This window comes from Streptomyces winkii (genome assembly GCF_032248595.1).
In the GTDB taxonomy this organism is placed as follows: domain Bacteria; phylum Actinomycetota; class Actinomycetes; order Streptomycetales; family Streptomycetaceae; genus Streptomyces; species Streptomyces winkii.
Genome location: NZ_JASTTH010000009.1, coordinates 299,626 through 325,435, shown reverse-complemented (window position 1 = coordinate 325,435; position 25,810 = coordinate 299,626). Strand labels below are relative to the sequence as shown.

Here is a 25,810-nt window from a genome sequence, read left to right as displayed (position 1 = left end):
GCGGGTGCCGCGCGCTCAACGCGCGTGCGGTGCCCGCCCCGTCGATGTACCGGTGACCGGGGCCGGGCAGGCCGGGCCTTGCGCCTGGCCTGCCGGCCCCGGTTCGTGACTGGCCCGTCGGCTCGGCCCTCTGGCCGGCCGACCGGGATCACTTGACCGCTACGCCGGTCCAGCTGGCCTCGACCGCCTTGGTCTCGGCGCTGTCCTTGCCGAAGAGGTCGTTCGACGCCTTGACCGTCGCCTCACGGGCCGCCTTGTAGTCCGTGTTGGCGGTCATGTTCTCGGTCAGGGCCTTGAACCAGATCTGCTGGGCCTTGGTGATGCCGATGCCCTCGATCTTGGAGCCGTCGGAGGTCGGCGAGTCGTACTCGACACCGTTCTTCTCGGACTTGCCGCTGCCCATGGAGAGCAGGAAGAAGAAGTGGTTCGCGATGCCGGACGAGTAGTGCACGTCGACGTCGCCGGCCTTGTCGCTCCACTCGTCCAGGGAGTTGCCGTCCTTGCTCGGCTTGTCCATGTAACGCAGCGGGGTGCCGTCGCCGTTGATGTCGATCTCCTCGCCGACGAGGAAGTCGCCGACGTCTTCCTTGTTCTCCGGGGCGTGGAACTCGACGGCCGCGGCCATGATGTCCGAGGTCGCCTCGTTCAGGCCGCCGGACTCGCCCGCGTACTCCAGACCCGCGGTCGAGGAGGTCACGCCGTGCGACATCTCGTGGGCCGCGACGTCGAGCGAGGTGAGCGGGGCCTTGTTGCCCTCGCCGTCGCCGTACGTCATGCAGAAGCAGCTGTCGTCCCAGAAGGCGTTGACGTAGTTGTCGCCGTAGTGGACGCGGCTGGGCGCACCCTTGCCGTCACCCGCGATGCCTTCGCGCTTGAAGACGTCCTTGTAGAAGTCCCAGGTCTGCATGCCGCCGTAGTGCGCGTCGACGGCCGCGGTCTGGGCGTCCTCGGGCTTGCCGGTGCCCCACTTGTTGTCCTCGTCGGTGAACTCCTTGCCGTCACCGCTCTCGCTGTTCTCCAGGTTCGTGGTCTTGCTGGAGCCGCGGGACTTGTCGGTCAGCGTGAACTTGCCGTCCGAGCCGTCGGTGGTGAGCTTGACCTCGCCGCTGTACTGGCTCGCGCCGGTGCCGTCGGCCTCCTGGATGCCCTGGTACTCGTAGAGCTTCTTGCCGGACTTGGCGTCGGTGATGACGTGCAGCTGGCTCGGGGCGCCGGACTTCTGGGTGCCGCCCTTGACGGTCTCCCACGCCACCACGGGCTTGCCGGACAGCGCGTAGACGACCTTGCGCGGCGCCTTGCTGCCCTTGGCCTTCGGGGTGGCCGGCTTGTCGGCGGAGCTGATCCCCTTCGTGGAGACAGCGGAGATGTCGGCCTTCGTGGACTTGTCGACGCCGGTGCGCTTCCCCGACTTGGACTTGTGGACGACCATGTCGCCGCCGAGGACGGGCATGCCGTCGAGCGTGCGCTCGTAACGGACGTGCGTCGCGCCGTCCTGGTTCTTGATGACGTCCTTGACCTGGAGCTTCTCCTTGGAGCCGAGGCCGAGGGCCTTGGCGTCCGCGGCCTTGGCCGCGGTGGAGTCGGCCTTCTGGATGAGCTGGGTCTTCTGGACCGCACTCATGGGAGCGGCCAGCGCACCCGTCTTCGCGGAGGACTCCTTGTCCGAGGGCCCAGCCGTCGCGGTGCCGGCGGTCACGCCGGCGACGACGAGCGCGCCTGTTGCCGCAAGGGCGGATATCCGCTGCTTCTTGCTCATGGATCTCACTCGGTGGCTCCTTCTGCCGTGGGGGCCGGGCGGCCTCGGTCTGCGACTGCCCGTGCAGAACTGTGGAACAGGAATGCGAGTTGCCGTGCCCCTGTGCGAAAGCACGACCGGGCCACACTACTGTCGGGTACTCAGAGATGTCACCGCTTCCGCCATAAGCTGCTCACAGCTTGACCAGAATTTGTCCGTTGCTGGCTACCAATTCTCCGCATAACGAACGCCGCGCCAGGGGTTGTTGGGCTTTTGTGCAGGTCGGACAGGGGGGGCGGCTCACACGACGCTGTCGCGCCACGCGCTGTGCAGCCCCGCGAATCTTCCTGATCCGGCGATCAGTTGGGCGGGCGTGCCGTCCTCCACGAGCCGGCCGTTCTCCATTACCAGCACCCGGTCCGCGATCTCCACCGTCGAGAGCCTGTGGGCGATGACCACGGCCGTACGACCCCGAAGCACCGTCATCATGGCGCGCTGCACGGCCTGTTCGCCCGGAATGTCCAGTGAGGACGTCGCTTCGTCGAGGATCAGCACCGCTGGGTCCGCGAGCAGGGCGCGGGCGAACGCCACAAGTTGCCGCTGCCCCGCGGAGATCCGGCCGCCCCTTTTGCGTACGTCCGTGTCGTATCCCTCGGGGAGCGCGGTGATGAAGTCGTGCGCGCCGATGGCCTTCGCGGCGCTCTCGATCTCCGCACGCGAGGCGTCCGGACGGCCGATGGCGATGTTCTCCGCGACGGTGCCGGAGAAGAGGAACGCCTCCTGCGTCACCATGACGACACTGCGCCGCAGTTCGGGGACGGCGACGTCGCGCAGATCGACGCCGTCGAGCAGCACGCGCCCGCTCGTCGGGTCGTAGAAGCGCGCCAGCAGCTTCACCAGCGTGGACTTGCCCGCGCCGGTCGCGCCCACCAGTGCCACGGTGCGCCCCGCGTGGAGCGTCAGATCGAAGGACGGCAGGACCTCGCCGCCCGTGCGGTAGCCGAAGGAGACCGAGTCGAAGACGACCTCGCGGCCGCGCCGCCCCTCACCGCGTGGCGGGAGGCCGCACGGTTCGGCGGGCTCCGGCACGGACGGGCGCTGGGCCAGCAGCCCGGCGATCTTCTCCAGTGAAGCCGCCGCGGACTGGTAGGAGTTGAGGAACATGCCGAGGTGGTCGATCGGGTCGTACAGCCTGCGCAGATAGAGCGCGGCGGCCGCGAGCACGCCGAGCGCGAGGTCCCCGGCGGCGACGCGGTAGGCGCCCCACAGGACGATGACGGCGACGGCGGTGTTCGCGGTGAGCCGTGAGGTGACGACGTAGCGCGCCATCTCCAGCAGCGAGTCGCCGTTCACCTTCAGATGGCGGCCGTTGAGCCGCGCGAACTCCTCGTCGTTGGCCTGCTCGCGGCGGAAGGCCTGTACGGCGCGGATTCCGCCGACGGTCTCGCTGAACTTGACGATGACGGCTGCCATCGCCGTTGACCGGCTGCGGTAGACGCGCTCGGAGCGCTGCTGGAAGTTGCGTACGAGCAGCGCCAGCGGGACGAAGCTCGCCAGCGCGGCCGCCCCGAGACCCAGGTCCAGCCACAGAAGCGTCACCACGATGTAGACGACGGAGACGACGATGGCTAGCAGCTCCTGAAGCCCTTCGTCGAGGAGTTCGCGCAGCGAGCCCACGTCGGTGGTGGAGCGGGAGATGAGGCGGCCGGAGGTGTAGCGGTCGTGGAAGTCGAGGTCGAGGGCCTGCGCGTGGCGGTAGATCCGGCCGCGCAGCTCCAGCAGCACCCGCTGGTTGATACGGGCGGCGGCGAGGATGAACGCGTACTGGAGCCCGCCGGAGGCGAGCGCGCAGCAGAGATAGACGAGCCCGACGGCGACGAGCGGGCCGTGGTCGGCGCCCTCGTCCGGCCCTCCGCGCAGCGCCGGGACGGCGTGGTCGATGGCCAGGGCGACGAGCAGCGGGCCCGCCTGCACCGCGGCCTGCTGAAGCAGTAGCAGCAGGGCCGCGCCAACGGCGCGCAGCCGGTGCGGACGCAGCAGCGAGGCGAGCAGGCTGCGCGCGGCGTGCGGCGGAGCGGGCAGGACGTCGCTCTCGAACGGGTCCGGCACGGGCGGCCGTTCGGGCTCCGGGGGCTCCGCCCCGCCGGGCGGTGTGGCTCCCGTCGATCCGGCCGCTTCCGTAGATCCGGCCGCTCCCGATGCTCCTGCCGCCTCGGCTGTGCTGGTCAACTCCGCTCCCCCTCCCACTCGTCGTCCCGTTCGTCGTCCCACCCGTTCTCGCGCTCGCCCCCGCGCTCGTCGCTCTCGCCCGACATCAGCCGGCGGTACTCCGCGCTGCCGCGCAGCAGTTCGTGGTGCGTGCCGACGGCCGCGATGCGTCCGCCCGACAGCAGCGCCACCCGGTCCGCCAGCAGCACCGTGGACGGCCGGTGCGCGACGACGAGGGCCGTGGTGGACGCCAGCACCTCCCGCAGCGCCGCCTCCACCGCCGCCTCGGTGTGCACGTCGAGGGCCGAGAGCGGATCGTCCAGTACGAGGAAGGGCGGCCGGCCCACCACGGCGCGTGCGAGCGCCAGGCGCTGCCGCTGCCCGCCGGACAGGCTCAGGCCCTGCTCGCCGACCTGGGTCGCGGCGCCCTTCGGGAGGGCGCCGACGAAGCCCGTGGCCTGGGAGACGCGCAGCGCGCGGTCGAGCGGCGCCCGCTCCGGGGCGGAGGCAGCGTTCCGCGGATCGCCCGAACCGCCGCCGCCCTTGCCGTTGTTCGTCTCGCCGTCGTCTCTCGTGCCGTCGTCTGTCGTGCCGTTGTCCGTGGTCGCGCCCGCGCCGCCCGTGCCCGTCCTCGGCGCGGGCAGCGGTGCCGCCACGGGAACGGGACGCGCCCCGCGGTCGGCGCCCATCAGTACGTTCTCCGCCACGCTCGCCGAGAAGAGCGTCGGCTCCTCGAAGGCCACCGCGACCAGGGCGCGCAGCTCGGCGAGGCCGAGCCCGCCGATGTCCGCGCCGTCCAGGGTGATGCGGCCCGCCGTCACCTCGTGCAGCCGCGGCACGAGCGCCGTCAGCGTCGTCTTGCCGCTTCCCGTGGCGCCGACGAGGGCCATCGTCTCCCCGGGCCGCACGTGGAGGTCGACCCCGTCCAGTACGGGCGTCGACCCCGCCGGGGCGTCGGGGTAGCGGAACACGACGCCGCTGAAGCGCAGCCCGCCGCCACCGTGCGGTGTGCGGTGCGGCGATCGGTCCACAGAGCCGGACGCCGGTGCCGGCTCCCGCAGCACGTCCGCCGGCGGCGGCTCGTCGAGGACCTCGAAGAAGCGGTCGGTCGCCGTCGCCGCCTCGTTGCTCAGCGCCAGCAGGAAGCCCGTCGACTCCACCGGCCACCGAAGTGCGAGCGCCGTCGAGAGGAAGGCCACCAGGGTGCCCGCCGAGAGCGTGCCCTCCGCCACCTGGAGCGTGCCGAGCACCAGCGCGGCGCCGATCGCGAGCTCCGGCAGCAGCATGATGACGGCCCAGATCCGGCCCAGGAGCCGCGCCTTGACCAGCTCGGTGCCCAGCAGCCGCTCCGAGAGCGCGCGGAAGGCCCGCGCCTGGCTGCGGTGGCGTCCGAAGCCCTTGATGACGCGGATGCCGAGCACGGCCTCCTCGACCAGCGTCGTCAGGTCCCCGATCTGGTCCTGCGCCCGGCGCGCGGCGCGCGAGTACCGGTGCTCGAACACGGCGCACAGCCACACCAGCGGCACGAACGGGCCCAGGACGACGAGCCCGAGCATCCACTGCTGCGACAGCAGGATGACGCAACCGACCAGCACCGTCACCGCGTTGACCAGCAGGAAGGTCACGCCGAACGAGAGGAATCTGCGCAGCAGTTCGAGGTCCGTCGTCGCGCGGGAGAGCAACTGCCCGCTGGGCCAGCGGTCGTGGAAGGAGACCGGCAGGCGTTGCAGATGCCGGTAGGCGTCGGCCCGCATGGCCGCCTCCACCCCCGCCAGCGGACGCGCGCTCAGCCACCGCCGCAGCGCGAACAGCCCCGCCTCCAGGACGCCGACGCCCAGCAGCAGCGCACCGCCGGCCCACACACCGGCCGCGTCACGGGCGGCCACCGGGCCGTCGACGATCCACTTGAGCACGAGCGGGATCACCAGACCGGTGCACGAGGCGAGGACTGCCACCAGCGCCGAGGAGAACATCCGCACCCGCACCGGCCGTACGTACGGCCACAGCCGCAGCAGTGAACGCACCGCCGATCTGCTGCTTCCCGCCCCGCTGGTCGTCGTCCCCGCCCCGTCAGTCACCGGGCCGAGACTACGGTCGGGTGGTTGCGTGCTTCATCTGCTTTTTTCCCGCCGAGTCGGTGCTCGCACCTCGGTGATCCGCCCGCAATGCTTCCTCTACGGGACAACGCGAGCACCGTATGTGACCGATTCGTTTCCCCTGCGGCAGCGGGTCGTTGATCTGCGTACGGACGAGCTTCACGGGGAGTGCGGACATGGATCGGGCGGGGCGGACGGGACGGCCGGACTGGAAGGGCCTGCTGATGAGAAGCGCGCTGCTGAAGTGCTCGCCGGTGGTGCTGTGCGCGATGAGCGCTCTTGTGGCGGGCTGCGGCACGCTCGTCGAACCGCAGACTCCGGCACAGCTGATCGAGGTGACGCCGCGGGACCGCTCCGAGGGCGTGACCGAACAGGGCAGGCTGCGGGTGACCGCGACCGAGGGCCGGCTGGAGAAGGTACGGGTCACACGGAGGAGCCGCGGAGCCGGCCACGCGGTGCCCGGCGGGATCTCCGCCGACGGCCGCACATGGCGTCCCGTGGAGTCGGCCCGCAGGCTCAAGCTCGGCAGCAAGTACACGGTCGACGTCGTCGCGCTGGACGAGGAGGGGCGCCGGGCGGCCCGGCACACCACCTTCACCACGAAGGCCCAGCCGCGCCGCTTCATCGGCTTCTTCACGCCCGAGCACCGGCAGACCGTCGGCACCGGGATGATCCTCTCGATCAGGTTCAACCGCCGGATCACCGAGCGCGCCGCGGTCGAGCGCGCCATCCGCGTCACGGCGAGCCCGGCGGTGACGGTCGCGCCGCACTGGTTCGGCGACTCCCGTCTGGACTTCCGGCCCGAGGAGTACTGGAAGCCGGGCACCCGCGTCACGCTGGATCTGCGGCTGCGCGGCGTGCGCGGCGCACCGCACGTGTACGGAGTGCAGCGCAAGCGCGTCCACTTCACCGTCGGCCGGGACCAGCGCAGCGTGGTGGACGCCCGCCGCCACACGATGACCGTGCAGCGGAACGGCGAGATCGTCAGCCGCCTCCCCGTCACGACAGGTTCCGCGAAGAACCCGACGTACTCCGGCGACATGGTCATCAGCGAGAAGTTCGTCGTGACGCGGATGAACGCACGAACCGTGGGTTTCGGCGGCGAGTACGACATCGACGACGTGCCGCACGCCATGCGGCTGACCGACAGCGGCACGTTCCTGCACGGCAACTACTGGGCTCCCAGGCGGACGTTCGGCAAGGAGAACGTCAGCCACGGATGCATCGGGCTGCGCGACAGGAAGGGCGGCGATCCCGGCAGCCCGGCCGGCGCCTTCTTCCGCGACTCCCTGACGGGTGACGTCGTCACCGTGAAGAACTCGGGCGAGCGTACGGTCGCGCCCGGCAACGGTCTCAGCGGCTGGAACATGCCCTGGGCCTCGTGGACTGCCGGCTCGGCGCTGGACTGACTGGACTGACCCCCCGCGCGAATGGGCATGCCGTAGAGAGAAATCGCGACGGAACGGTGACACTCTCGGGGATTTCTTCTCCATCTCCGTGTGATTATCTAGCGCCTGCACCGTCGCGTTTTCCGGTTCGGGGGCCGCACGATGGTGACGGCAGCCGTGCGAGGGGAGTAGCCCGCTGTGGATCTGAAGAAGCCCGCTGAGGATCTGAAGACCTTCGCCAAGGAAGCGAAGGAAAAGCTCAACCCGCAGGCGATACGGGGGGCGATGCAGGGGGACAGCCGGACTCAGGTCATAGGCGGGTCCGCCGTCGGGCTCGTCGTGCTGGCGGTGGTGCTGCTGCTGACGCTGACCACCTGCGGCGGTGCGGGCGGGACGGCCGCGGGCGAGGGCGGCGGGGACGCGAAGCCGAAGAAGTCCCAGGCGCGCGTGAAGATATCGCCGAAGGACGGCGCCGACGGCGTCGGCACCGAGGACGCCCTGAAGGTGACGGCGGCCAAGGGCAAGCTCGTCAAGGTGGAAGTCAAGGACGAAGACGGCAAAAAGGTCGAGGGTGAGCTCGCCGAGGGCGGTAAGGCGTGGACGCCCTCGAAGCATCTGACGACGAAGACGAAGTACACCGTCGAGGCCCTCGCCAAGGACGCCCACGGGCTCAAGGCCACCGAGCGGTCGAAGTTCACGACCCTCACTCCCGGCAGCACCTTCATCGGCCGCTTCACCCCGGAGGACGGGGACACGGTGGGCGTGGGAATGCCCGTCTCGATCAACTTCAACCACGCCATCCAGGACCGCGAGGCCGTCGAAAAGGCGATCTCCGTCAGCGCGGACCCCGAGGTCGACGTCGAGGGCCACTGGTTCGGCAACAACCGCCTCGACTTCCGGCCCGAGGAGTACTGGAAGTCCGGCACCAAGATCAAGCTCGACCTGGACCTCGACGGCGTCGAGGGCTACGACGGCGTGTACGGCGAGCAGGACAAGTCCGTGAACTTCACCATCGGGCGGAGCCAGGTCAGCGTCGTCGACGCGAAGTCGAAGAAGATGGTCGTGAAGCGCGACGGCGAGAAGCTCAGGACCGTCGACATCAGCTCGGGAAGCCCGGAGCACCCCACGTACAACGGCCGCATGGTGATCAGCGAGCGCCACAAGGTGACCCGGATGGACGGCAACACCGTGGGCTTCGGGCGCAAGGAGGAAGCCGGCGGGTACGACATCAAGGACGTGCCGCACGCCATGCGCCTGTCCACCTCCGGGACCTTCATCCACGGCAACTACTGGCTGACCCAGGGGCAGTTCGGCACCGTCAACGCCAGCCACGGCTGTGTCGGGCTCTTCGACAAGAAGGGCGGCGGCGACAAGGGCACGCCGGGCGCCTGGTTCTTCCGGGAGTCGATCATCGGCGACGTCGTGGAGATCAAGAACTCCAAGGACAAGACGATCCAGCCCGACAACGGCCTCAACGGCTGGAACATGGACTGGGACGAGTGGAAGGCCCCGCAGAAGTAGCTGCGGGAGCCCTGGGGGCGGGTGCGGCCGGTGCGGTCCCGCGAGGCCGCACCATCGGCCTCGCGCGTAACGGCCGTTAACCTGCCCCCATGACTGTGAATCTCGAAGTCGCCGAGGGCGTCGGCACGATCCGCCTCGACCGTCCCCCGATGAACGCGCTGGACACCGCCACCCAGGACCGGCTGCGCGAGCTCGCCGAGGAGGCGACCGCACGCGACGACGTGCGCTCCGTCGTGATCCACGGCGGCGAGAAGGTCTTCGCCGCCGGCGCGGACATCAAGGAGATGCAGGCCATGGACCACGCGGCCATGGTCAAGCGCTCCAAGTCGCTCCAGGACTCCTTCACCGCCGTCGCCCGTATCCCCAAGCCCGTGGTCGCAGCCGTCACCGGCTACGCGCTCGGCGGCGGCTGCGAGTTGGCGCTCTGCGCGGACATCCGGATCGCCGGAGAGGGCGCCAAGCTCGGGCAGCCGGAGATCCTGCTCGGGCTCATCCCCGGCGCCGGCGGCACGCAGCGGCTCGCACGCCTCGTCGGGCCGGCCAAAGCCAAGGACCTCATCTTCACCGGGCGCCAGGTCAAGGCCCCGGAGGCGCTGGAGATGGGGCTCGTGGACCGCGTGGTGCCGGACGAGGAGGTCTACGAGCAGGCGCGGGCCTGGGCGGCCCGGCTGGCGAAGGGCCCGGCGATCGCTCTGCGTGCGGCCAAGGAGTCGGTCGACGTGGGGCTGGAGACGGACCTGGAGACCGGGCTCGCGGTCGAACGCAACTGGTTCGCGGGGCTGTTCGCCACGGAGGACCGTGCGACGGGCATGCGCAGCTTCGTCGAAGAGGGGCCGGGGAAGGCGAAGTTCGGCTGAGGGGCCTCTCCTTGGCGTCCTTGGCGCACCGTCACCGAGCCCTGAGGCCGGATACGGGGTGGGGTGGCTGGGGGTGGCGCGCGGTGTCGCCCGTGTGCGCCCCACCTTGTGGGGGAACGGGCGGGAATCCGCCAGTGGCCGGCGCGCCCCGCCCTCGCGGCCTGAGCCGGACCGCGACGCGCATACGTCGTCCCAGGTCACCGGCCGTGTGTGCTCTTCTCCGCGGCGCGAACGCCCAACGGCCGTGCCAGTGGAGGGAGTTGTTCCGGAAATCGGGATCTGGTTGAACGGCCCCACAACCTCCCTGCTCCCGCCATGATGGTTGCCATGGCGGGACAGGGAGAAGTGGCGAACGTGAGCGAGCGGATGCCAGACGTCCCGGGTGAACCGACGAGCGGCGACCTCTCCGGCGGCGCTCTCGATCTCGTCGGCGACCCGACGATCGGGGAAGTACGGCTGCCCAACCGTCCCGAGTCCGCGAGATGCGCCCGTCGGCTGGCCCGTACCGTCCTGGAGTCGCACTGGGGCGTGCCCGCCCCGGCCACGGACGACGCCGTGCTGCTCGTCTCCGAACTGGTGGGCAACGCCGTACGCCACACCGGCGCGCTCGTGTTCGGGCTGCGGATGATGCGCCGCCGCGGCTGGATCCGCGTCGAGGTGCGGGACCCGTCCCGGGGTCTGCCGTGCCTGCTGCCCGTGCACGGGCTGGACACCAGCGGGCGCGGCCTGTTCCTCGTCGACACCCTCTCGGACCGCTGGGGCGTCGATCTGCTGCCGCGTGGCAAGACGACATGGTTCGAGATGCGCATCACACCCTGACGCACGTCAGCCATACTGTTTCCGGTACTCAGCGCGAGTCGCGGGCGGCAGGACCGCCCGTCAGGGAACACGGGGGAAGCATGGTGGTCGTGCCGCGTCGCGGAAGTTCGAGGAAGGCGGCGCTCTGCGCTCCGGTGCTGGCGCTCGCCCTGCTGACCGGGCTCACGGGCTGCGGCGGCGAGGACGGCAAGTCGCCCGGCGGCGAGAGCCGTTCGCCCGGCTCGGCGAAGGGCGAGGGCAAGGGCAAGGGCTCCCGGTCGGCTTCCCCCTCCCACCCGAAGTCCGGCAAGCCGTCCGCCTCGTCCTCGCGCCCGTCGTCCGGGCTGCCGGAGGCCGCCGACGGTACGGACACCGGCGCGTGCGACGACGGGGAGTGCCAGGTCGAGCTCTCCAAGGGCGACGAGCTGCATCCCGAATCCTCGTACGGCATCGACGAGTTCACCGTCCACGACATCAAGGACCACGTGATCACCTGGACCGCGCTCTTCAGCGGCGGGCAGGTCTCGATGTCGTCCCAGGGCGCGGAGCAGTCCTCCACGAGGTGCACGAACGGCTCGTGCAGCGGGCACCTCGGCAAGAGCAAGGGCAAGATCCAGATGAACAGGCTGACGGTCGAGTTCGAGGCCATCGGCGAGGACCGCGCCGTGGCGCGCCTCTCCCACAAGTAGTGAGACCGGGAGGCGCCGGCGGGGTGTGACGGCGGCCGCCACCCGCACACTTGGTGGAACGCCGAGGCGGCCCCGGCGGCGGACCGGTAACGCACCGGTGGCGCCGTCGAGCAGGCGGCCCTCCAGTGGCGGTGCCTCGGCCGGCCGCGCCCGTACGAGGAAAGGCAGCCCGTCCATGCAGCGCAACTCGGCGAAGCTCACCACTCCTGGCGGGGACCCCCTGCTGTGGGTCGGCGTCAACTACTGGTCGCGCACCGGCGGTCCGCTGATGTGGCGCCGGTACGACCCCGCGGTCGTCGACGAGGAACTGCGCACCATGCGCGACCACGGCATCACCCTCACCCGCAGCTTCCTGTACTGGCCGGACTTCATGCCCCGGGAGAACACCCTCGATCCGGTGATGCTGGAGCGCTACGACGACTTCCTGGAGCGGCACGCCGCCCTCGGCATGCACACCGTCCCCACCTTCCTCGTCGGCCATATGTCGGGCCAGAACTGGGACCCGCCCTGGCGCGAGGGCCGCGACGTGTTCGCCGACGCGCCGTTCGTCGCCCAGCAGGAGTGGTACGTACGCGAGACCACCGCACGCTGGAAGGACCATCCGGCCGTAGCGGGCTGGCTGTTGTCGAACGAGATCCCCATCTACGCGGACCGGACCTCGCGCGGCATCGGCACCCTCGACGCCGCCACCGTCACGGCATGGGCGAAGACCCTTACGGATGCGGTGCGTTCGGCCGGCGCGACCCAGCCCGTCTCCGTGGGCGACGGAGCCTGGGGCGTCGAGACCTCCGGCGCCGACAACGGCTTCCGCATCCGTGACCTGGCGCCGCTCGTCGACTTCCACGGCCCGCACGTCTACCCCATGGAGACCGACGCCGTACGCCAGCACCTGGTGGCCGCCTTCGTCTGCGAGCTGCTCGACATCGGCGGAAAGCCCGTGATCCTGGAGGAGTTCGGGCTCACGTCCGACTGGGTCTCCGAGGAGAACGCGGCCCACTACTACCGGCAGATCCTGCACACCACCCTGCTCGCGGGAGCGACCGGCTGGATCGCGTGGAACAACACCGACTACGACGCCCTGGAGGACCAGGAGCCCTACAGCCACCACCCGTTCGAGATGCACTTCGGCATCACGGACTGCGAGGGCCGTCCGAAGGAGCAGCTGCGGGAGGTCCGGCGCTTCACCGAGGTGCTGCGGCGCACCGACGCCGCGCGGCTGCGCCGCCCGGACGCCCGTGCCGCGATCGTCGTCTCCTCCTTCCTGGAGAAGATGTATCCCTTCACGGTCCCCGAGGATCGTACGAGTGTCCTCACCAGCGCCCGCCAGGCCTATGTCGCCGCCCGCGAGGCCGACTTGGGCGTGGGCGTCGCCCGGGAGGCGGACGGCATTCCCGGCGACTGCGCGCTCTATCTGCTGCCCTCGGCGAAGCAGCTGACGGCGCCCGGCTGGACCCGGCTGCGTCAGCTCGCGGAGGGAGGGGCGACGGTGTACGCCTCGTACTTCGCCGGTGAGCACGCGCACGCGCGCGGCCCCTGGTGGCCGAGGCTCGACGAGACCTTCGGCGTCCGCAAGCAGCTGCGCTACGGGCTCGCCGACCACGTCGAGGACGACGAGGTGCGCATGGTCTTCCAGCGGGACTTCGGCGGCATCGGGGCGGGGGAAGAACTGGTCTTCACCGCCGCCGGCACGGAGAACTCCCGCTCGTACCTCCCCGTCGAGCCGGACGGCGCCGAGGTCCTCGCGACCGACGGACACGGCCGCCCGGCGCTGCTGCGCCGCCGCACGGGCGCGGGGGCGCTCGTACTGTGCACGTACCCCGTCGAGCACATGGCGGCCCTCACGCCGCGCGTCAATCCGGAGCCGACGTGGCGGCTGTACGCGGCGCTCGCCGCCGAGGCCGGAGCGGCGCCGGAGGTGTCCGTCCCCGATCCGCGGGTGATGGCGGCGCGGATGGAGCACGAGGACGGGCGGAGCTTCGTCTGGTTCGTCAGCCAGCACGACGAGCCGCTGACGGCCGAGCCGCTCCTGCCCGGCGGCGCGACGCTCAGGTCACTGGACGGCGGCGCCGGTTCCGCGGGCGACGTGCTGCGTACGGTCGGACTGCCCCCCTTCGGCGTCGTCGTCGCCGAGATGACACCGTGAGCAGGACAGGCAGGCAGGACAGACAGCGACAGGCACGGGACAGGCACGGGACACCGCACCGTGACGAGGAGAGGAAGAGGGCCAGATGAGGATCGAGTCCGCCGAGACAGTCGTCACCAGCCCCGGGCGCAACTTCGTCACCCTCCGCGTGGTGACCGCCGACGGCGTCACCGGCCTGGGCGACGCCACGCTCAACGGCCGTGAGCTGGCCGTCGCCTCGTATCTGCGCGACCACGTCGCGCCGCTGCTGACCGGCCGCGACGCCCGCAACATCGAGGACACCTGGCAGTACCTCTACCGAGGCGCCTACTGGCGGCGCGGCCCGGTCACCATGGCCGCGATCGCCGCCGTGGACACCGCCCTGTGGGACATCAAGGCCAAGGCCGCGGGCATGCCGCTGTACCAGCTGCTCGGCGGTGCCAGCCGCCGCGGCGCCCTCGCGTACGGACACGCCTCCGGCCGCGACATTTCCGAACTGCTCGACTCCGTGCGGGCACATATCGCCGACGGCTACCGCGCCATCCGCGTGCAGAGCGGCATCCCGGGCCTGGACTCCGTCTACGGCGTCGCCGCCTCCAGCGCGGGCTCCGGCGACCGCTACGACTACGAGCCGGCCCGCCGCACCGCCGGCGGCCCCACCCTGCCGGTCGAGGAGACCTGGGACACGAGGGCCTATCTGCGCCACGTGCCCCGCGTATTCGAGGCCGTACGCGAGGAGTTCGGCCCCGAGCTGCCGCTGCTGCACGACGGGCACCACCGGATGACGCCCATCCAGGCGGCGAAGCTCGGCAAGTCGCTGGAGCCCTGCGACCTGTTCTGGCTGGAGGACGCCACGCCCGGCGAGGACCAGGCCGCGCTGCGGCTGATCCGCCAGCACACCACCACGCCGCTGGCCATCGGCGAGGTCTTCAACTCGGTGCACGACTACACCACTCTGCTGAGTGAGCGGCTCATCGACTACGTGCGCTCCGCGGTCACCCACACCGGCGGCGTCACGGCGATGAAGAAGCTGCTCGACCTGGCGGCGGTCTACGGCATCCGCTCCGGGATGCACGGCCCCACCGACATCTCCCCCGTGGGCATGGCCGCGCAGCTCCATCTCGACCTGGCGGTGCACAACTTCGGCATCCAGGAGTACATGCGGCACTCCGCCGAGACCCTGGAGGTCTTCCGCACCTCGCACACTTTCGAGGAGGGGCTGCTGCACCCCTCCGAGACGCCCGGCCTCGGCGTCGAGCTCGACGTGGAGGCCGCGGCCCGCTTCCCGTACGAGCCGGCCTATCTGCCCGTGAACCGCCTCGCGGACGGGACCGTGCACGACTGGTGAGAGGCGGGCGCCTTCCGCCGCGGGGGGCGGCGGCGGTGCGGCGTGCGTACGGCCCGGGCCGTCGTCCGCCGCCTCGCCGCCCCAAGTCCCGCCGCGCCGCCGCATCTCCCGGCGTTCAAGGCGGACCTCAGCGCTTCTTGTACCTCGCGCCGATCCGCTCGGCCGCGACCTGCGACTTGCGCAGCGCCGCGCCCACGGACTGCTCCCCCTCGATGGCCGCGCTCAGCTCCCGCGAGACGTCGTCGCCGAGGCCCGTGAACTCCGGGACACCGACGAACTGGATGCCGAGCGTCGGACGCTTCTGCACGCCGGGCTTGCGCGGGTCCGCTTCCCGTATCGCCTTCTCGGTCGCCTCGCCGAACGCTCCGGCGGCCTTCTGGTACTGCGGGCGGTTGAACGTCGACTCGCGCTTCCCCGCGGGCACATTGGCCCAGCCGATCTCGCGGCCGACCAGCTCCTCGTACTCCTTGCTCGACGCCCACGACATGAACTCCCAGGCCGAACGCGGCTGTTGGGACGCCTTCTGCACGCCCCACGCCCAGGTGTAGAGCCATCCCGAGGAGCTGGTCTTCTCTATCGGCGCCGGCACGTATCCGATCTTGCCCTTGACGGCCGAACCGTCCGCCTCCAGGGAGCCGGCTCCCGCGGTCGCGTCGTACCACATCGCGGACTTGCCGCGCTTCATGTTCCGCAGGCAGCCCGCGTAGCCGGACTCCGTGGGGTTGTCCTCGCCGTGCTCGCGTACGAGGTCGACGTAGAAGCGCGCGGCGTCGGCGAAGCCGGGGTCGGTGAGCCGTGCGTTCCAGCCGCGGTCGAACCACGTGCCGCCGAAGGTGTTGACGACCGTCGTCAGCGGCGCGGTCATCTCGCCCCAGCCCGGCTGGCCGCGCAGGCAGATGCCGCTCATGTCCTTCTCCTTGCCGTCGGCCTTCTGGGCCAGCGACGCGACCTGTCCCCAGGTGGGCTTCTCCGGCATCTTCAGGTCGAGCTTGTCGAAGACGTCCTTGCGGTACATCAGGAACGAGGACTCGCCGTAGAAGGGCTCCGCGTAGACCTTGCCGTCCGCTCCGCTGAGGGAGAGCTGGAGCGGCAGCATGATGTCGCTCTGGTCGAACGAGCGGTCCTTGGTGATGTAGGAGTCCAGAGGCTTCAGCCAGCCGCGAGACGCGTAGTCCCGCGTCTCGAAGTTGCTGATGGTCGCGACGTCGTAGCGGCCGGACTGGGCGGAGAAGTCGCTGTGCACCTCTTTGCGGACCTCGTTCTCCGGCAGCGTGGTGAAGTCGACCTTGATGCCGGTCTTCTTCGTGAAGTGCTCGGCGGTGAGCTTCTTCAGCTCCAGCATCTGCGGATTGTCGACCATCAGGACTCTGATGGACTTCTGCTCCGGCGGAGCCTCCTGCTGCGAACTGCACGCCGTGAGCAGACTCGCCGCGACGGCCCCCGCCGTCACCGTTCTTACCGTCCTTCCTCTGCATCCCAACTGGAACCGGGACATGAACACAGAGCTCTCCTCGTCGTGGTCCGTGCGCGACCCTGCGAGGGGGTGTCCGACGGCACCCGGGGGTTCTCCGAGGCACCCGGACGCAGCGTGACGCCGTTCGTACGCAGAGTTCTACATGCCCGTGATAGGCGAGAAAAAGTCCGAATGGCCGTCAATCCTGCCTGCTTTTGCCCGAGTTGAATTGCGACTCGACCCCTCTGAACTGCGAGAGAAAAGTTGAGTGCGTGAACGTGCTGCCCGTTCGCCGCATTGGAGACGCCCGTTCCGCATCCGGTGGCCTAGGCCAAGTGGCGCCGCTACGCGGGTAGTTGACGGAGCGTGAATATGCCAGGGGTGCGACGCGGGTCTCCACGGACCCCACGTCGCACCCCTGCGGTTCCCTCACATGCCGCCGCGCGCCACCCGGAACGGAAGCACCCGGAAACCGGAACGGGCGCACTCGGACCGGGTGCTCACGGAACGTAAGCACCCGGAACGGGACCCGTTCCGATCCGGAACCGGTGCGCGCGGCACTGGCGGACGCGGCTCGCGGCAGGCGCGCGAGGCACCCGCCCGGCCGCGCGCCGGCTCAGCCCACGGACCTCGCGTCGGAGACCCCGTCCGCGCACCGGCGGGCCGGAACGACGTACTGCGGGTGGGACGCGCTCGTCCGCGGCCGCCTCGCGTGGTAGACGAGCGCGGGCGGCAGGTTGCGCCACACCGTGCGGCCCGGCACCACCTCTTCGAACGTGCTGTGCAGCAACTGCCGGAAGCGCAGGGCCGACGAGAGCCGCAGGGCATGGACGTATCCGAACGTCGTGAACGCCCCGCCCGGCGCGAGCACTTCGCTCACCGCCGAGAGGATCTCGCGCTGCACGTCGTCGGAGAAGGACGCCCACGGCAGACCGCTCACGACCACGTCGGCCTGCTCCAGGCCCCGCTCGGTGAGCAGCTGCGGCAGCTTCGAGGCGTCGGCGTTGAGCACCTCCACCTTCCGGCAGCGCCAGCGCAGTTGATCGGCCAGCCGCGGATTCGCCTCGATGGCCAGCTGATGTCCGCGACCGCTCAGCTGCTCCTCGATGATGCTTGTGACGGCCCCGGTTCCGGGGCCCAGCTCGACAACCACGGGGTCGCCGAGTTCGGGTACGGGTGCGGTCACTGCCGCGGCGAGTCTGGGGGAGCTCGGGGCCACCGCTCCGATGTCGGCGGGTGATCGCAGGAACTCGCGCAGCATCGTGCCGGTCTCGCTCGTCAACGCTCTTTGCCTCTCGGGGACGTCAAGGGCTCGAGACCGGCCAGGTGCGCAGCGCCTCGGTGGCTGACATGAAGGGCTGCGACGGGGACGGCGCGACCTCGCGGGAACCACCGTACCCATGGAATCCGCAATCGCGGTCACACCGGGGAAGCTAATGGCCCGTAACCAGACTGACCTGCGGATTCGTCTCCGGCGGAGGGCGGCCCCGTATGCGGAGCATCCCCCCGAACCGGCCGCCGCCATGCCGAAGCCGCAGGAGTACGCAGAACGGATGTAACAGACATCACGCATATTCACGGGCAGGGATTCGGCCACGAGCCGCACCGGCCGCGGCGGATCAGCACTCGATGACGTTGACCGCGAGACCGCCCCGCGCCGTCTCCTTGTACTTGACCTTCATGTCGGCGCCGGTGTCCTTCATCGTCTTGATCGCCTTGTCCAGCGAGACGTGGTGCCGGCCGTCGCCCCGCAGCGCCATGCGGGCTGCGGTGACGGCCTTCACCGCGGCCATGCCGTTCCGCTCGATGCACGGGATCTGGACGAGCCCGCCGATCGGGTCGCACGTCAGCCCCAGGTTGTGCTCGATCCCGATCTCCGCGGCGTTCTCCACTTTCTCCGGGCCGCCGCCCAGCACCTCCGCGAGGCCGCCCGCCGCCATGGAGCAGGCCGAGCCGACCTCGCCCTGGCAGCCGACCTCGGCTCCGGAGATCGAGGCGTTCTCCTTGAAGAGCAGGCCGACGGCGCCGGCGGCCAGCAGGAAGCGGACGATGCCGTCCTCGTCCGCGCCGGGCACGAACTCGGTGTAGTAGTGCAGGACCGCCGGGATGATGCCGGCCGCTCCGTTCGTGGGAGCGGTCACGACGCGGCCGCCCGCCGCGTTCTCCTCGTTCACCGCCATCGCGTAGAGCGTCAGCCACTCCGTGGCGTGCGCCTCGCGACGGCCCTCCGCCCGCAGCTGCCGTGCGGCCGTCGCCGCCCTGCGGCGCACCTTCAGGCCGCCCGGCAGGATGCCCTCGCGGCTCAGCCCGCGGGCGACGCACGCCCTCATCACGTCCCAGATCTCCAGCAGACCCGCGCGGATCTCCGCCTCCGAGCGCCACGCCGTCTCGTTCTGGAGCATCAGCTCCGAGACCGACAGGCCCGTGTCCCGCGTGAGCCGCAGCAGTTCGTCGCCGGTGCGGAAGGAGTGCCTGAGGACGGTGTCGTCGAGCTTGATCGGGCCCGTGCCCGCGCCCCCTTCGCCGAGCAGTCCCTCGTCGACGACGAAGCCGCCGCCCACCGAGTAGTACGTCTTCTCCAGCAGCGCGGCGCCGGACGCGTCGTATGCGAAGAGAGTCATGCCGTTGGCGTGGTACGGCAGCGAACGGCGCCGGTGCAGGAGCAGTTGGGACTGCTCGTCGAAGCCGATCTCGTGGGCGTCCCCTATCTCCGCGGACAGCAGCCGCAGCCGCTTCGACGAGCGGATCTCCGCGACCCGCTCGTCGGCGCGCTCGACGTCCACCGTGCGCGGCGACTCGCCCTCCAGCCCGAGCAGCACGGCCTTCGCGGTGCCGTGCCCGTGGCCGGTCGCGCCGAGCGACCCGTACAGCTCCGCCCGTACGGACGCGGTGTGTGCCAGCAGGCCCTCGTTCTTCAGCCGCCTGGCGAACATGCGGGCCGCCCGCATCGGGCCGACCGTGTGGGAGCTCGACGGGCCGATGCCGATCGAGAAGAGGTCGAAGACGGAGACCGCCATGCCGGGCGCCTCCTTTCCGTGCGGGGCCGTGCTCGTGGGACCTGAGCCCGGTGCCCGGGTTGGCCGGCCGGTGCCGCGCCGCCGCCGTACGGGCGACGCCGCGGCACAGGGAGCCGGTTACTCGCCCAGGCCGGGGTAGAGAGGGTGCTTCTCGGTGAGCGCGGTGACGCGGGCGCTCAGGGACTTCGCCTTGTCCTCGTCGAAGCCGGGCAGCAGCGCCTCGGCGATGATGTCGGCGACCTCGCGGAAATCCTCCTCCTGGAAGCCGCGGGTGGCCAGCGCGGGAGTCCCGATGCGCAGGCCCGAGGTGACCATCGGGGGACGGGGGTCGTTCGGGACGGCGTTGCGGTTGACCGTGATGCCGATCTCGTGCAGCCGGTCCTCGGCCTGCTGCCCGTCCAGGTCGCTGTTGCGCAGGTCGACGAGGATCAGATGGACGTCCGTGCCGCCGGAGAGCACGGAGACGCCCGCGTCCACCGCGTCCTGCTCCAGCAGCCGCTCGGCGAGCAGCCGCGCGCCGGTCAGGGTGCGCTGCTGGCGCTCCTTGAACTCCTCCGAAGCCGCGATCTTGAAGGACACCGCCTTCGCCGCGATGACGTGCTCCAGCGGGCCGCCCTGCTGGCCGGGGAAGACCGCCGAGTTGATCTTCTTGGCGTGCTCCTTCTTCGAGAGGATCACGCCGCCGCGCGGGCCGCCGAGCGTCTTGTGCGTGGTGGTCGTGACCACGTCGGCGTACGGCACAGGGGAGGGGTGCAGCCCGGCGGCGACCAGGCCCGCGAAGTGCGCCATGTCGACCAGCAGCAGGGCGCCGACCTCGTCGGCGATGCGGCGGAAGGCGGGGAAGTCCAGCTGCCGGGGGTACGCGGACCAGCCGGCGATGATCATCTGCGGCCGGTGCTCGCGCGCGAGCCGCTCGACCTCGTCCATGTCGACCCGGCTCGTCTCCTCGTCGACGCGGTACGCGACGACGTTGTACAGCTTGCCGGAGAAGTTGATCTTCATGCCGTGCGTGAGGTGGCCGCCGTGCGCCAGGTCCAGGCCCATGATCGTGTCGCCCGGCTTGAGCAGCGCGAACATCGCCGCGGCGTTGGCGGAGGCGCCGGAGTGCGGCTGCACGTTCGCGGCGTCCGCGCCGAAGAGGGCCTTGATCCGCTCGCGGGCGATGTCCTCGATCACGTCGACGTGTTCGCAGCCGCCGTAATAGCGGCGCCCCGGGTAGCCCTCCGCGTACTTGTTGGTGAGGACGGAGCCCTGGGCCTCCAGCGAGGCGACGGGCGCGAAGTTCTCCGACGCGATCATCTCGAGGGTGGACTGCTGGCGGTGGAGCTCGGCGTCGACGGCGGCGGCGACGTCCGGGTCCACCTCGTGGAGAGAGCTGTTCAGAAGCGACATGAAAACATCCCTGGTGGCAGGCCGGTCGGGCACATTGGCGGACGTACGGGCTTAGGTGGCGGGCGGAGGCCGGCGGCTCAGCTTCCGGCGGTGAACGAGGCGTACTCGTCGGCGGACAGCAGACCGTCGGGCTCGCCGGAGAGGCGCACCTTGAACAGCCAGCCGCCTTCGAACGGGGCGGAGTTGACGAGCGCCGGATCGTCCACGACGTCCTGGTTGATCTCGGTGACCTCACCGGAGACGGGCGCGTACAGATCGCTGACCGACTTGGTCGACTCCAGTTCGCCGCAGGGTTCGCCCGCGGTGACCGTGGCACCGGTCTCGGGGAGCTGGACGAAGACGACGTCGCCGAGCGCGTCGGCCGCGTGCGCCGTGATGCCGACCGTCGAGACGCCGTCCTCGGCGTCCGACAGCCACTCGTGCTCCTTGCTGTAGCGCAGCTGCTGCGGGTTGCTCATGGTGGGATTCTCCTGGATGAGAGGGGGACGGAGGGAATCAGTCTTGGCCAGTGGGACGCACGACACGTTAAGGGGCCGGGGGCACCACCCAGCGGTCATGGCCGAGGGGGAGGCCCCCGGCGTGGCCCGGCCGGGCGGATGTCAGCGCTGCCGCTTGTAGAAGGGGAGCGCCACGACCTCGTACGGCTCGTGCTTGCCGCGGATGTCCACGGCGACGCCCTCGGTGCCGGGCTCCGCGAACGCCGGGTCGACGTACGCCATGGCGATCGGCCTGCCGAGGGTGGGCGACGGCGCACCCGAGGTCACCTCGCCGATGACCGAGCCGTCCGCGGCGGAGACCACTCCGTAGCCGGCGCGCGGCACGCGGCGCCCCTCCGCGATCAGGCCGACGAGCTTGCGCGGCGGAGCCTTCTCGGCCTTCTCCGCGGCGGCCTCCAGCGGCTCGCGCCCGACGAAGGCACCGTCGTTCGCCGTCTTCTCGAACTTCACGATCCGGCCCATGCCCGCGTCGAACGGCGTGGTGTGCGTGGTCAGTTCGTGCCCGTACAGCGGCATCCCCGCTTCGAGGCGCAGCGTGTCGCGGCAGCTCAGCCCGCACGGCACGAGCCCGGCGGGCGCACCCGCCTCGGTGAGCGCCTCCCACACGGCGACCGCGTCGGCGGGGGAGACGAAGAGCTCGAAGCCGTCCTCGCCGGTGTATCCCGTACGGGCGATGAGGGCGTCGTGGCCGGCGACGGTGCCCGGCAGCCCCGCGTAGTACTTCAGCCCCTCCAGGTCGGCGTCCGTGAGGCCCTTCAGGATGCCCGCGGCCTCCGGGCCCTGCACGGCGATCAGGGCGTAGGCGTCGCGGTCGTCGCGCACCTCGGCGTCGAAGCCGGCGCTGCGCTCGCGCAGGGCGTCGAGCACGGTCTGCGCGTTCGCGGCGTTGGCGACGACCATGTACGTCTGCTCGCCGGTGCGGTAGACGATCAGGTCGTCGAGGATGCCGCCCGAGGCGTCGCACAGCATGGTGTAGCGGGCGCGGCCGACGGCGAGCCGCGAGAGATGGCCGACCAGCGCGTAGTCCAGCAACTCGGCGGCGCGCGGCCCGGAGACGGTGATCTCGCCCATGTGGGAGAGGTCGAAGAGCCCCGCGCGCGTGCGCACGGCGATGTGCTCGTCGCGTTCGCTGCCGTAGCGCAGCGGCATGTCCCAGCCTGCGAAGTCGGTCATCGTCGCGCCGAGCGCGCGGTGTACGGCGTCCAGGGCGGTGGTGCGCGGGCCGCCGCGGGTGGCGCCGCTGTCGGTGTCGCTCATGTCAGGCTCCCGTGACTCGGTGACGCGGATGTCCTCCCCATCTGTCATCGGAACCTGAGAGGTTCGCCACGAGCCCTCGCGGGGCCGCGGCTTGCACCGTGGGTGGAGCCGCACAGAGCGGCCCGCTTTTCAGATCTGCCTCGTCCTGCGCGGTATCGGTGCCTGAGAGATTCAAGGGAGGACTTGCTCCTTCGGCGCCCCGGCTGCCCCGCGCGTGCGCGTGGCCGGGAACTCTCCCGCGTGGATTCAAGCGGCCGGTATGGAGTTGACTGGCCCGCTCATGATGGCACGGCGCCGCAGGGGCGTCGACGGTGCCTGCCGCCGGGACCTCGGGGATGAAATGACGCCGCCTTGCTGCGCATTACCATTTCTTGACACTCTCGGAGGCGAGCCGCCGGACGGCGGCCTTATTCGGGGAGGGGCGATCAGGTGGGCAGCCTGCGCAGTGCGTACGCGACCGTGACCGGCTGGGGGTATTCACCGTCCGGCCCGCGCAGAGACGCCGCCGCGACCGGGGTGCCCGCTTCCGTGGAGACGGCAGCTCCGGCCGCGGCGGCCGGGCTTCCCGGCGCGCACGGTCCCCATGAACTCTCCGATGGCCACGGGCCGCCCGAAACGCGCGAACGGTCAGGTCCGCCCGGACAGTCCGAGCCGTCCGGCCCGGCCCGTGCGGCCGTCCCGAGGCCCGTGCCCCAGGATCTGCGTGGCACGGCCGTCCGCCGGACGCTGCGCTTCCCCACCGGCGACCGGGTCGTCGTCTCCGGGCTCCCGGGCAGCGGGAAGTCGACGCTGATCCGCCGCGTCCTCGCGCTCCAGGACGCCGTCCGCCGCATCGACTCCCAGGACGTGCGCGAACGCTGGGCGGCCGCGCTGCCGCAGTGGCTGCCGTACGCCGTCTACCGTCCCCTCGTCCGCCTCGCGCACTACGCGGGGCTGCGGCGCGCGCTGGCCTCCGGCGCGAGTGTCGTCGTGCACGACTGCGGCAGCCAGGCGTGGGTGCGCAACTGGCTGGGCCGGGACGCCTTCCGGCGGGGCCGCACCCTCCATCTCGTCCTCCTCGACGTACCGCCCGCGACGGCGCTGCGCAGCCAGGCCGAGCGGGGGCGGACGGTCTCCGGTTACGCCTTCATGCGCCACCGCAGGGCCGTGCGGCAGCTCATCGCGGACGCGGAGTCCGGGCGGCTGCCGCCCGGCTGCGGTTCGGTGGTGCTCCTCGACCGCGCCGCGGCGGGGGCGCTCGCCGGGATGGCCTTCGACCAGACGGGCATGGCTTTCGACTAGAGCCTTCGAGCAGAGCTTTCGAGCGGAGCCTTCAGGCAGAGGTGTGGCGGCGGGGCGTTCCGTGTCCCCGGCCGCTGTTCCGGCGGCAGTTGCGGTGCCGTTCCGGGTCCGCCGCGTCGCCGAACCCCCGTCCCTACACGTACGGCGGACCGCCCGCACCCCGCTGTGACCACCGCACTAATGTTTCCGTCATGACCATTCCTCAGCAGTACGGTCCGGGCCACGGCGGAGGCTGGCCCGGCAACGAACTGGAGGAGGCCCTCGCCGCCTCCCTCCAGGTGCCCGGCGCCGGTGCCCGGCTGCTGGAGGTGTTCGGTCGCAGCAGTATCTGGGTGCCGCTTCCGGAGGGCGGCGGCCCCGACAGCCCCGACCTGGATCTGCCGACGGTCGAGTTGAACGGCGGCGTCTACGTGCCGGTGTTCAGCTCCGAGCAGCAGTTCCTGCACGTCGTGGGCACCCATATGTCCTTCACCGTCGCGCCCGCCCGCGAGTTCGCCCGCGGGCTGCCGCCGCAGGTCGGCATCGCCGTCAACCCGGAGGGCACCGTCGGCATGCCGCTGCCCCCGGAGGCCGTCGCGGAGCTGTGCTCCAACACCCCCGGCGAGCAGGCCGCTTGGGGTGTCGCGCGGGGTGCGCGGGTGCGGCTCTTCGAGCCGGACTGGCAGGACGAGCCCGTGGACTTCCTCGCGGCCGCCGCCGGAGAGTTCTCGGCACTGCCGTGGATGCGGACGGCCCGCCGCGCCCTCGCCAGCTCCGAGGGAGAGACGCCCGCGCTCTTCGTCGGCGTCGAGCTGGACCGCCTCGACCCGGATATCCGCCAGGCCGCGCACGACGCCCTCGCGCGGGCGCTGGGCCGCGCGCAGGTCAAGTGGCTCGTGCAGCTCGTGCTCATGGACGCCGCCCAGGACCCGGTCGTCGAGTGGATGCGGCACTGCGTGCGGCCCTTCTACACCCGCGACTGAGGCCGCGGCGGCGGGGCGGGGCCGGGTGCGGGCCGGGCCCTGGCCGGGGCGGCTCCGCCGCAGGGCGTAGCGCTCCGGGACGACGCACCATGTCGGTCCCTGCTCGTAAGCTGGTTTGATGACGGGGACAACGGGGAGGGCCGCGTTCGCGGGTCCGGTACTGATCATCGAGACAGACCGCTTCCCCGCCGGTCTTGCGGCCGGCGGGCGTCGGAGCGGTTGCGGAAGAAGGGCGGCCAGGTGAGCGCGGGTGCAGGCGTCGAGCAGCTGCTGGGGCAGGTGTCGCCGGGCAGGTACGACACCTATGAGGCGCTGCTCGATGCGCTCACCGACGGCGAAGTGTGGATGCTGCTGTGGAACGGGCGCCCCGGGGCGCCCGACGCGCAGTACGGAAACATGGAGGTCGGCGGGTACGGCTACGCACCCTGCGTGACCTCCGCCCAGGAGCTGGCCGCCTCCGGCTGGGACCGCTCGCACGAGATCGTCACCGGCCGGGAGATCGCGTCCGCGCTCTTCCCGGAGCGCTGGGGCATCTGGCTCAACCCGCACGCGCCGGGCGGCGGCGTCGGCGTCCCGTGGCTCGATCTGCGCCGCATCGCCCTGGGGCTGGACCAGCTGCCCGCCGGGCCGCTGCGCATCAGCGAACCGAGCCTGGACGTCGCGCAGTTCTACGCGGTGCTCAGTCAGAACGCCCATCACACGCCCGCCGTGCGCTCACTGCGCCGCGCCTGGGTGCAGCCCGCGCTCGGCGCCGGCTATCTGGCGATCGGCCTGGATCTGTACGACACGGGCCGGCCCGCGGTTGAGGCCGCGCAGCAGATGATGCGTCAGTCGGTCGCGGCCGTACCGGAAGGGCTGCCGGTCTCCAGCGTCGCCATGTCGGACGACTACGACCCGGTGGCGATGTGGCTCCGCCGCAATTCGCGCCCCTTCTTCGACCGTGACGCCCCGACGGTCAACGCCGCACCGGGCCACGGCTACGGCTACCCGCGCCCCTGACGCCCGTCCGAGCGGTCGGGATCCGGCGGGCTTCCGAGGAAGACGTCCTGAACACGGAAGTGCTGGTGGGCGGTTGTCCACGCGCATTGACCACTTTCCGATAGTCGTCAGCTGTCGTTCGTATAACGGATCCTCACGCGTCACATCACAGTTAGGCATCCTTTCCCCAGGGGGACTGGCGGGTGATCGC

At 71.0% G+C, this 25,810-nt stretch carries 19 protein-coding genes and 1 riboswitch; of the genes, 10 read left to right on the top strand and 9 right to left on the bottom strand.

Annotated features, from left to right (window positions below; genetic code table 11):
• Window positions 1-148: 148 nt before the first annotated feature.
• The 3 genes from QQM67_RS26845 to QQM67_RS26835 form a co-directional block, all read right to left on the bottom strand.
• On the bottom strand, window positions 149-1,756 hold the full coding sequence (locus QQM67_RS26845; protein ID WP_314177504.1) for a M4 family metallopeptidase: 1,608 nt from the start codon (window positions 1,754-1,756) through the stop codon (window positions 149-151).
• Between the two features lie 279 nt (window positions 1,757-2,035).
• The gene (locus QQM67_RS26840) at window positions 2,036-3,844 is read right to left on the bottom strand and encodes an ATP-binding cassette domain-containing protein (protein WP_399067685.1); all 1,809 of its coding nucleotides are present in this window, start codon (window positions 3,842-3,844) and stop codon (window positions 2,036-2,038) included.
• A 116-nt stretch (window positions 3,845-3,960) separates the two neighbouring features.
• On the bottom strand, window positions 3,961-5,916 hold the full coding sequence (locus QQM67_RS26835; RefSeq protein WP_399067732.1) for an ABC transporter transmembrane domain-containing protein: 1,956 nt from the start codon (window positions 5,914-5,916) through the stop codon (window positions 3,961-3,963).
• Window positions 5,917-6,215: 299 nt separating this feature from the next.
• Here QQM67_RS26835 and QQM67_RS26830 point away from each other — a divergent pair, with 299 nt between their 5' ends.
• The 7 genes from QQM67_RS26830 to manD all read left to right on the top strand — a co-directional run bounded on the left by QQM67_RS26830 (window position 6,216) and on the right by manD (window position 14,762).
• Window positions 6,216-7,448 (top strand): L,D-transpeptidase, encoded by a 1,233-nt coding sequence (locus tag QQM67_RS26830; protein ID WP_399067683.1) that lies wholly within the window; start codon window positions 6,216-6,218, stop codon window positions 7,446-7,448.
• Between the two features lie 264 nt (window positions 7,449-7,712).
• Complete coding sequence (locus tag QQM67_RS26825) at window positions 7,713-8,948, top strand: L,D-transpeptidase (RefSeq protein ID WP_314177500.1); 1,236 nt, start codon at window positions 7,713-7,715, stop codon at window positions 8,946-8,948.
• Window positions 8,949-9,037: 89 nt separating this feature from the next.
• Window positions 9,038-9,805 carry an enoyl-CoA hydratase/isomerase family protein gene (locus QQM67_RS26820; protein ID WP_314177298.1) on the top strand — a complete coding sequence of 256 codons (768 nt, stop codon included), beginning with the start codon at window positions 9,038-9,040 and terminating at the stop codon, window positions 9,803-9,805.
• A 366-nt stretch (window positions 9,806-10,171) separates the two neighbouring features.
• Window positions 10,172-10,624 (top strand): ATP-binding protein, encoded by a 453-nt coding sequence (locus QQM67_RS26815; RefSeq protein WP_314177498.1) that lies wholly within the window; start codon window positions 10,172-10,174, stop codon window positions 10,622-10,624.
• Window positions 10,625-10,713: 89 nt separating this feature from the next.
• The gene (locus QQM67_RS26810; RefSeq protein WP_314177296.1) at window positions 10,714-11,292 is read left to right on the top strand and encodes a hypothetical protein; all 579 of its coding nucleotides are present in this window, start codon (window positions 10,714-10,716) and stop codon (window positions 11,290-11,292) included.
• A 175-nt stretch (window positions 11,293-11,467) separates the two neighbouring features.
• On the top strand, window positions 11,468-13,435 hold the full coding sequence (locus tag QQM67_RS26805) for a glycoside hydrolase 5 family protein (protein WP_314177295.1): 1,968 nt from the start codon (window positions 11,468-11,470) through the stop codon (window positions 13,433-13,435).
• A gap of 85 nt (window positions 13,436-13,520) precedes the next feature.
• A complete protein-coding gene (manD, locus tag QQM67_RS26800; protein WP_314177294.1) occupies window positions 13,521-14,762 on the top strand; it encodes a D-mannonate dehydratase ManD in 1,242 nt (413 codons plus the stop codon).
• Between the two features lie 127 nt (window positions 14,763-14,889).
• Here the strand turns inward: manD and QQM67_RS26795 are convergent, their stop codons facing one another.
• The 6 genes from QQM67_RS26795 to gcvT all read right to left on the bottom strand — a co-directional run bounded on the left by QQM67_RS26795 (window position 14,890) and on the right by gcvT (window position 22,378).
• Complete coding sequence (locus QQM67_RS26795; protein ID WP_314177496.1) at window positions 14,890-16,257, bottom strand: ABC transporter substrate-binding protein; 1,368 nt, start codon at window positions 16,255-16,257, stop codon at window positions 14,890-14,892.
• A 574-nt stretch (window positions 16,258-16,831) separates the two neighbouring features.
• Window positions 16,832-17,497: a class I SAM-dependent methyltransferase gene (locus QQM67_RS26790; protein ID WP_314177292.1), complete on the bottom strand. Its 666-nt coding sequence runs from the start codon at window positions 17,495-17,497 to the stop codon at window positions 16,832-16,834.
• A 337-nt stretch (window positions 17,498-17,834) separates the two neighbouring features.
• Complete coding sequence (locus QQM67_RS26785) at window positions 17,835-19,232, bottom strand: L-serine ammonia-lyase (protein ID WP_314177291.1); 1,398 nt, start codon at window positions 19,230-19,232, stop codon at window positions 17,835-17,837.
• Window positions 19,233-19,349: 117 nt separating this feature from the next.
• Window positions 19,350-20,624, bottom strand: coding sequence for a serine hydroxymethyltransferase (gene glyA / locus QQM67_RS26780; protein WP_314177289.1), 1,275 nt, complete (start codon window positions 20,622-20,624; stop codon window positions 19,350-19,352).
• A 77-nt stretch (window positions 20,625-20,701) separates the two neighbouring features.
• Window positions 20,702-21,082 carry a glycine cleavage system protein GcvH gene (gene gcvH / locus QQM67_RS26775; RefSeq protein WP_314177288.1) on the bottom strand — a complete coding sequence of 127 codons (381 nt, stop codon included), beginning with the start codon at window positions 21,080-21,082 and terminating at the stop codon, window positions 20,702-20,704.
• A 141-nt stretch (window positions 21,083-21,223) separates the two neighbouring features.
• Entirely contained in the window at window positions 21,224-22,378 is a 1,155-nt protein-coding gene (gcvT, locus tag QQM67_RS26770) for a glycine cleavage system aminomethyltransferase GcvT (RefSeq protein ID WP_314177286.1), read from the bottom strand.
• 140 nt (window positions 22,379-22,518) lie between these two features.
• Window positions 22,519-22,627, bottom strand: a riboswitch (glycine riboswitch).
• A gap of 267 nt (window positions 22,628-22,894) precedes the next feature.
• Between gcvT and QQM67_RS26765 the strand changes: the two genes are divergently transcribed.
• From QQM67_RS26765 to QQM67_RS26755, 3 genes are all read left to right on the top strand, one after another.
• Entirely contained in the window at window positions 22,895-23,659 is a 765-nt protein-coding gene (locus QQM67_RS26765; RefSeq protein WP_399067729.1) for an AAA family ATPase, read from the top strand.
• A 191-nt stretch (window positions 23,660-23,850) separates the two neighbouring features.
• Window positions 23,851-24,621, top strand: coding sequence for an enhanced serine sensitivity protein SseB (locus QQM67_RS26760; protein WP_314177282.1), 771 nt, complete (start codon window positions 23,851-23,853; stop codon window positions 24,619-24,621).
• Between the two features lie 240 nt (window positions 24,622-24,861).
• Window positions 24,862-25,620 carry an enhanced serine sensitivity protein SseB C-terminal domain-containing protein gene (locus QQM67_RS26755; RefSeq protein WP_314177280.1) on the top strand — a complete coding sequence of 253 codons (759 nt, stop codon included), beginning with the start codon at window positions 24,862-24,864 and terminating at the stop codon, window positions 25,618-25,620.
• Window positions 25,621-25,810: the final 190 nt, after the last annotated feature.

Excerpts from the sequence above, each read along its gene's own strand:
- glyA (WP_314177289.1), bottom strand. The coding sequence starts at position 20,624 with ATGTCGCTTCTGAACAGCTCTCTCCACGAGGTGGACCCGGACGTCGCC.
- gcvT (WP_314177286.1), bottom strand. The coding sequence starts at position 22,378 with ATGAGCGACACCGACAGCGGCGCCACCCGCGGCGGCCCGCGCACCACC.
- QQM67_RS26785 (WP_314177291.1), bottom strand. The coding sequence starts at position 19,232 with ATGGCGGTCTCCGTCTTCGACCTCTTCTCGATCGGCATCGGCCCGTCG.
- QQM67_RS26845 (WP_314177504.1), bottom strand. The coding sequence starts at position 1,756 with ATGAGCAAGAAGCAGCGGATATCCGCCCTTGCGGCAACAGGCGCGCTC.
- QQM67_RS26815 (WP_314177498.1), top strand. The coding sequence starts at position 10,172 with ATGCCAGACGTCCCGGGTGAACCGACGAGCGGCGACCTCTCCGGCGGC.
- QQM67_RS26760 (WP_314177282.1), top strand. The coding sequence starts at position 23,851 with ATGACCATTCCTCAGCAGTACGGTCCGGGCCACGGCGGAGGCTGGCCC.
- QQM67_RS26825 (WP_314177500.1), top strand. The coding sequence starts at position 7,713 with ATGCAGGGGGACAGCCGGACTCAGGTCATAGGCGGGTCCGCCGTCGGG.
- QQM67_RS26835 (WP_399067732.1), bottom strand. The coding sequence starts at position 5,916 with ATGTTCTCCTCGGCGCTGGTGGCAGTCCTCGCCTCGTGCACCGGTCTG.
- QQM67_RS26795 (WP_314177496.1), bottom strand. The coding sequence starts at position 16,257 with ATGTCCCGGTTCCAGTTGGGATGCAGAGGAAGGACGGTAAGAACGGTG.
- gcvH (WP_314177288.1), bottom strand. The coding sequence starts at position 21,082 with ATGAGCAACCCGCAGCAGCTGCGCTACAGCAAGGAGCACGAGTGGCTG.
- QQM67_RS26820 (WP_314177298.1), top strand. The coding sequence starts at position 9,038 with ATGACTGTGAATCTCGAAGTCGCCGAGGGCGTCGGCACGATCCGCCTC.
- QQM67_RS26805 (WP_314177295.1), top strand. The coding sequence starts at position 11,468 with ATGCAGCGCAACTCGGCGAAGCTCACCACTCCTGGCGGGGACCCCCTG.
- QQM67_RS26830 (WP_399067683.1), top strand. The coding sequence starts at position 6,216 with ATGGATCGGGCGGGGCGGACGGGACGGCCGGACTGGAAGGGCCTGCTG.
- manD (WP_314177294.1), top strand. The coding sequence starts at position 13,521 with ATGAGGATCGAGTCCGCCGAGACAGTCGTCACCAGCCCCGGGCGCAAC.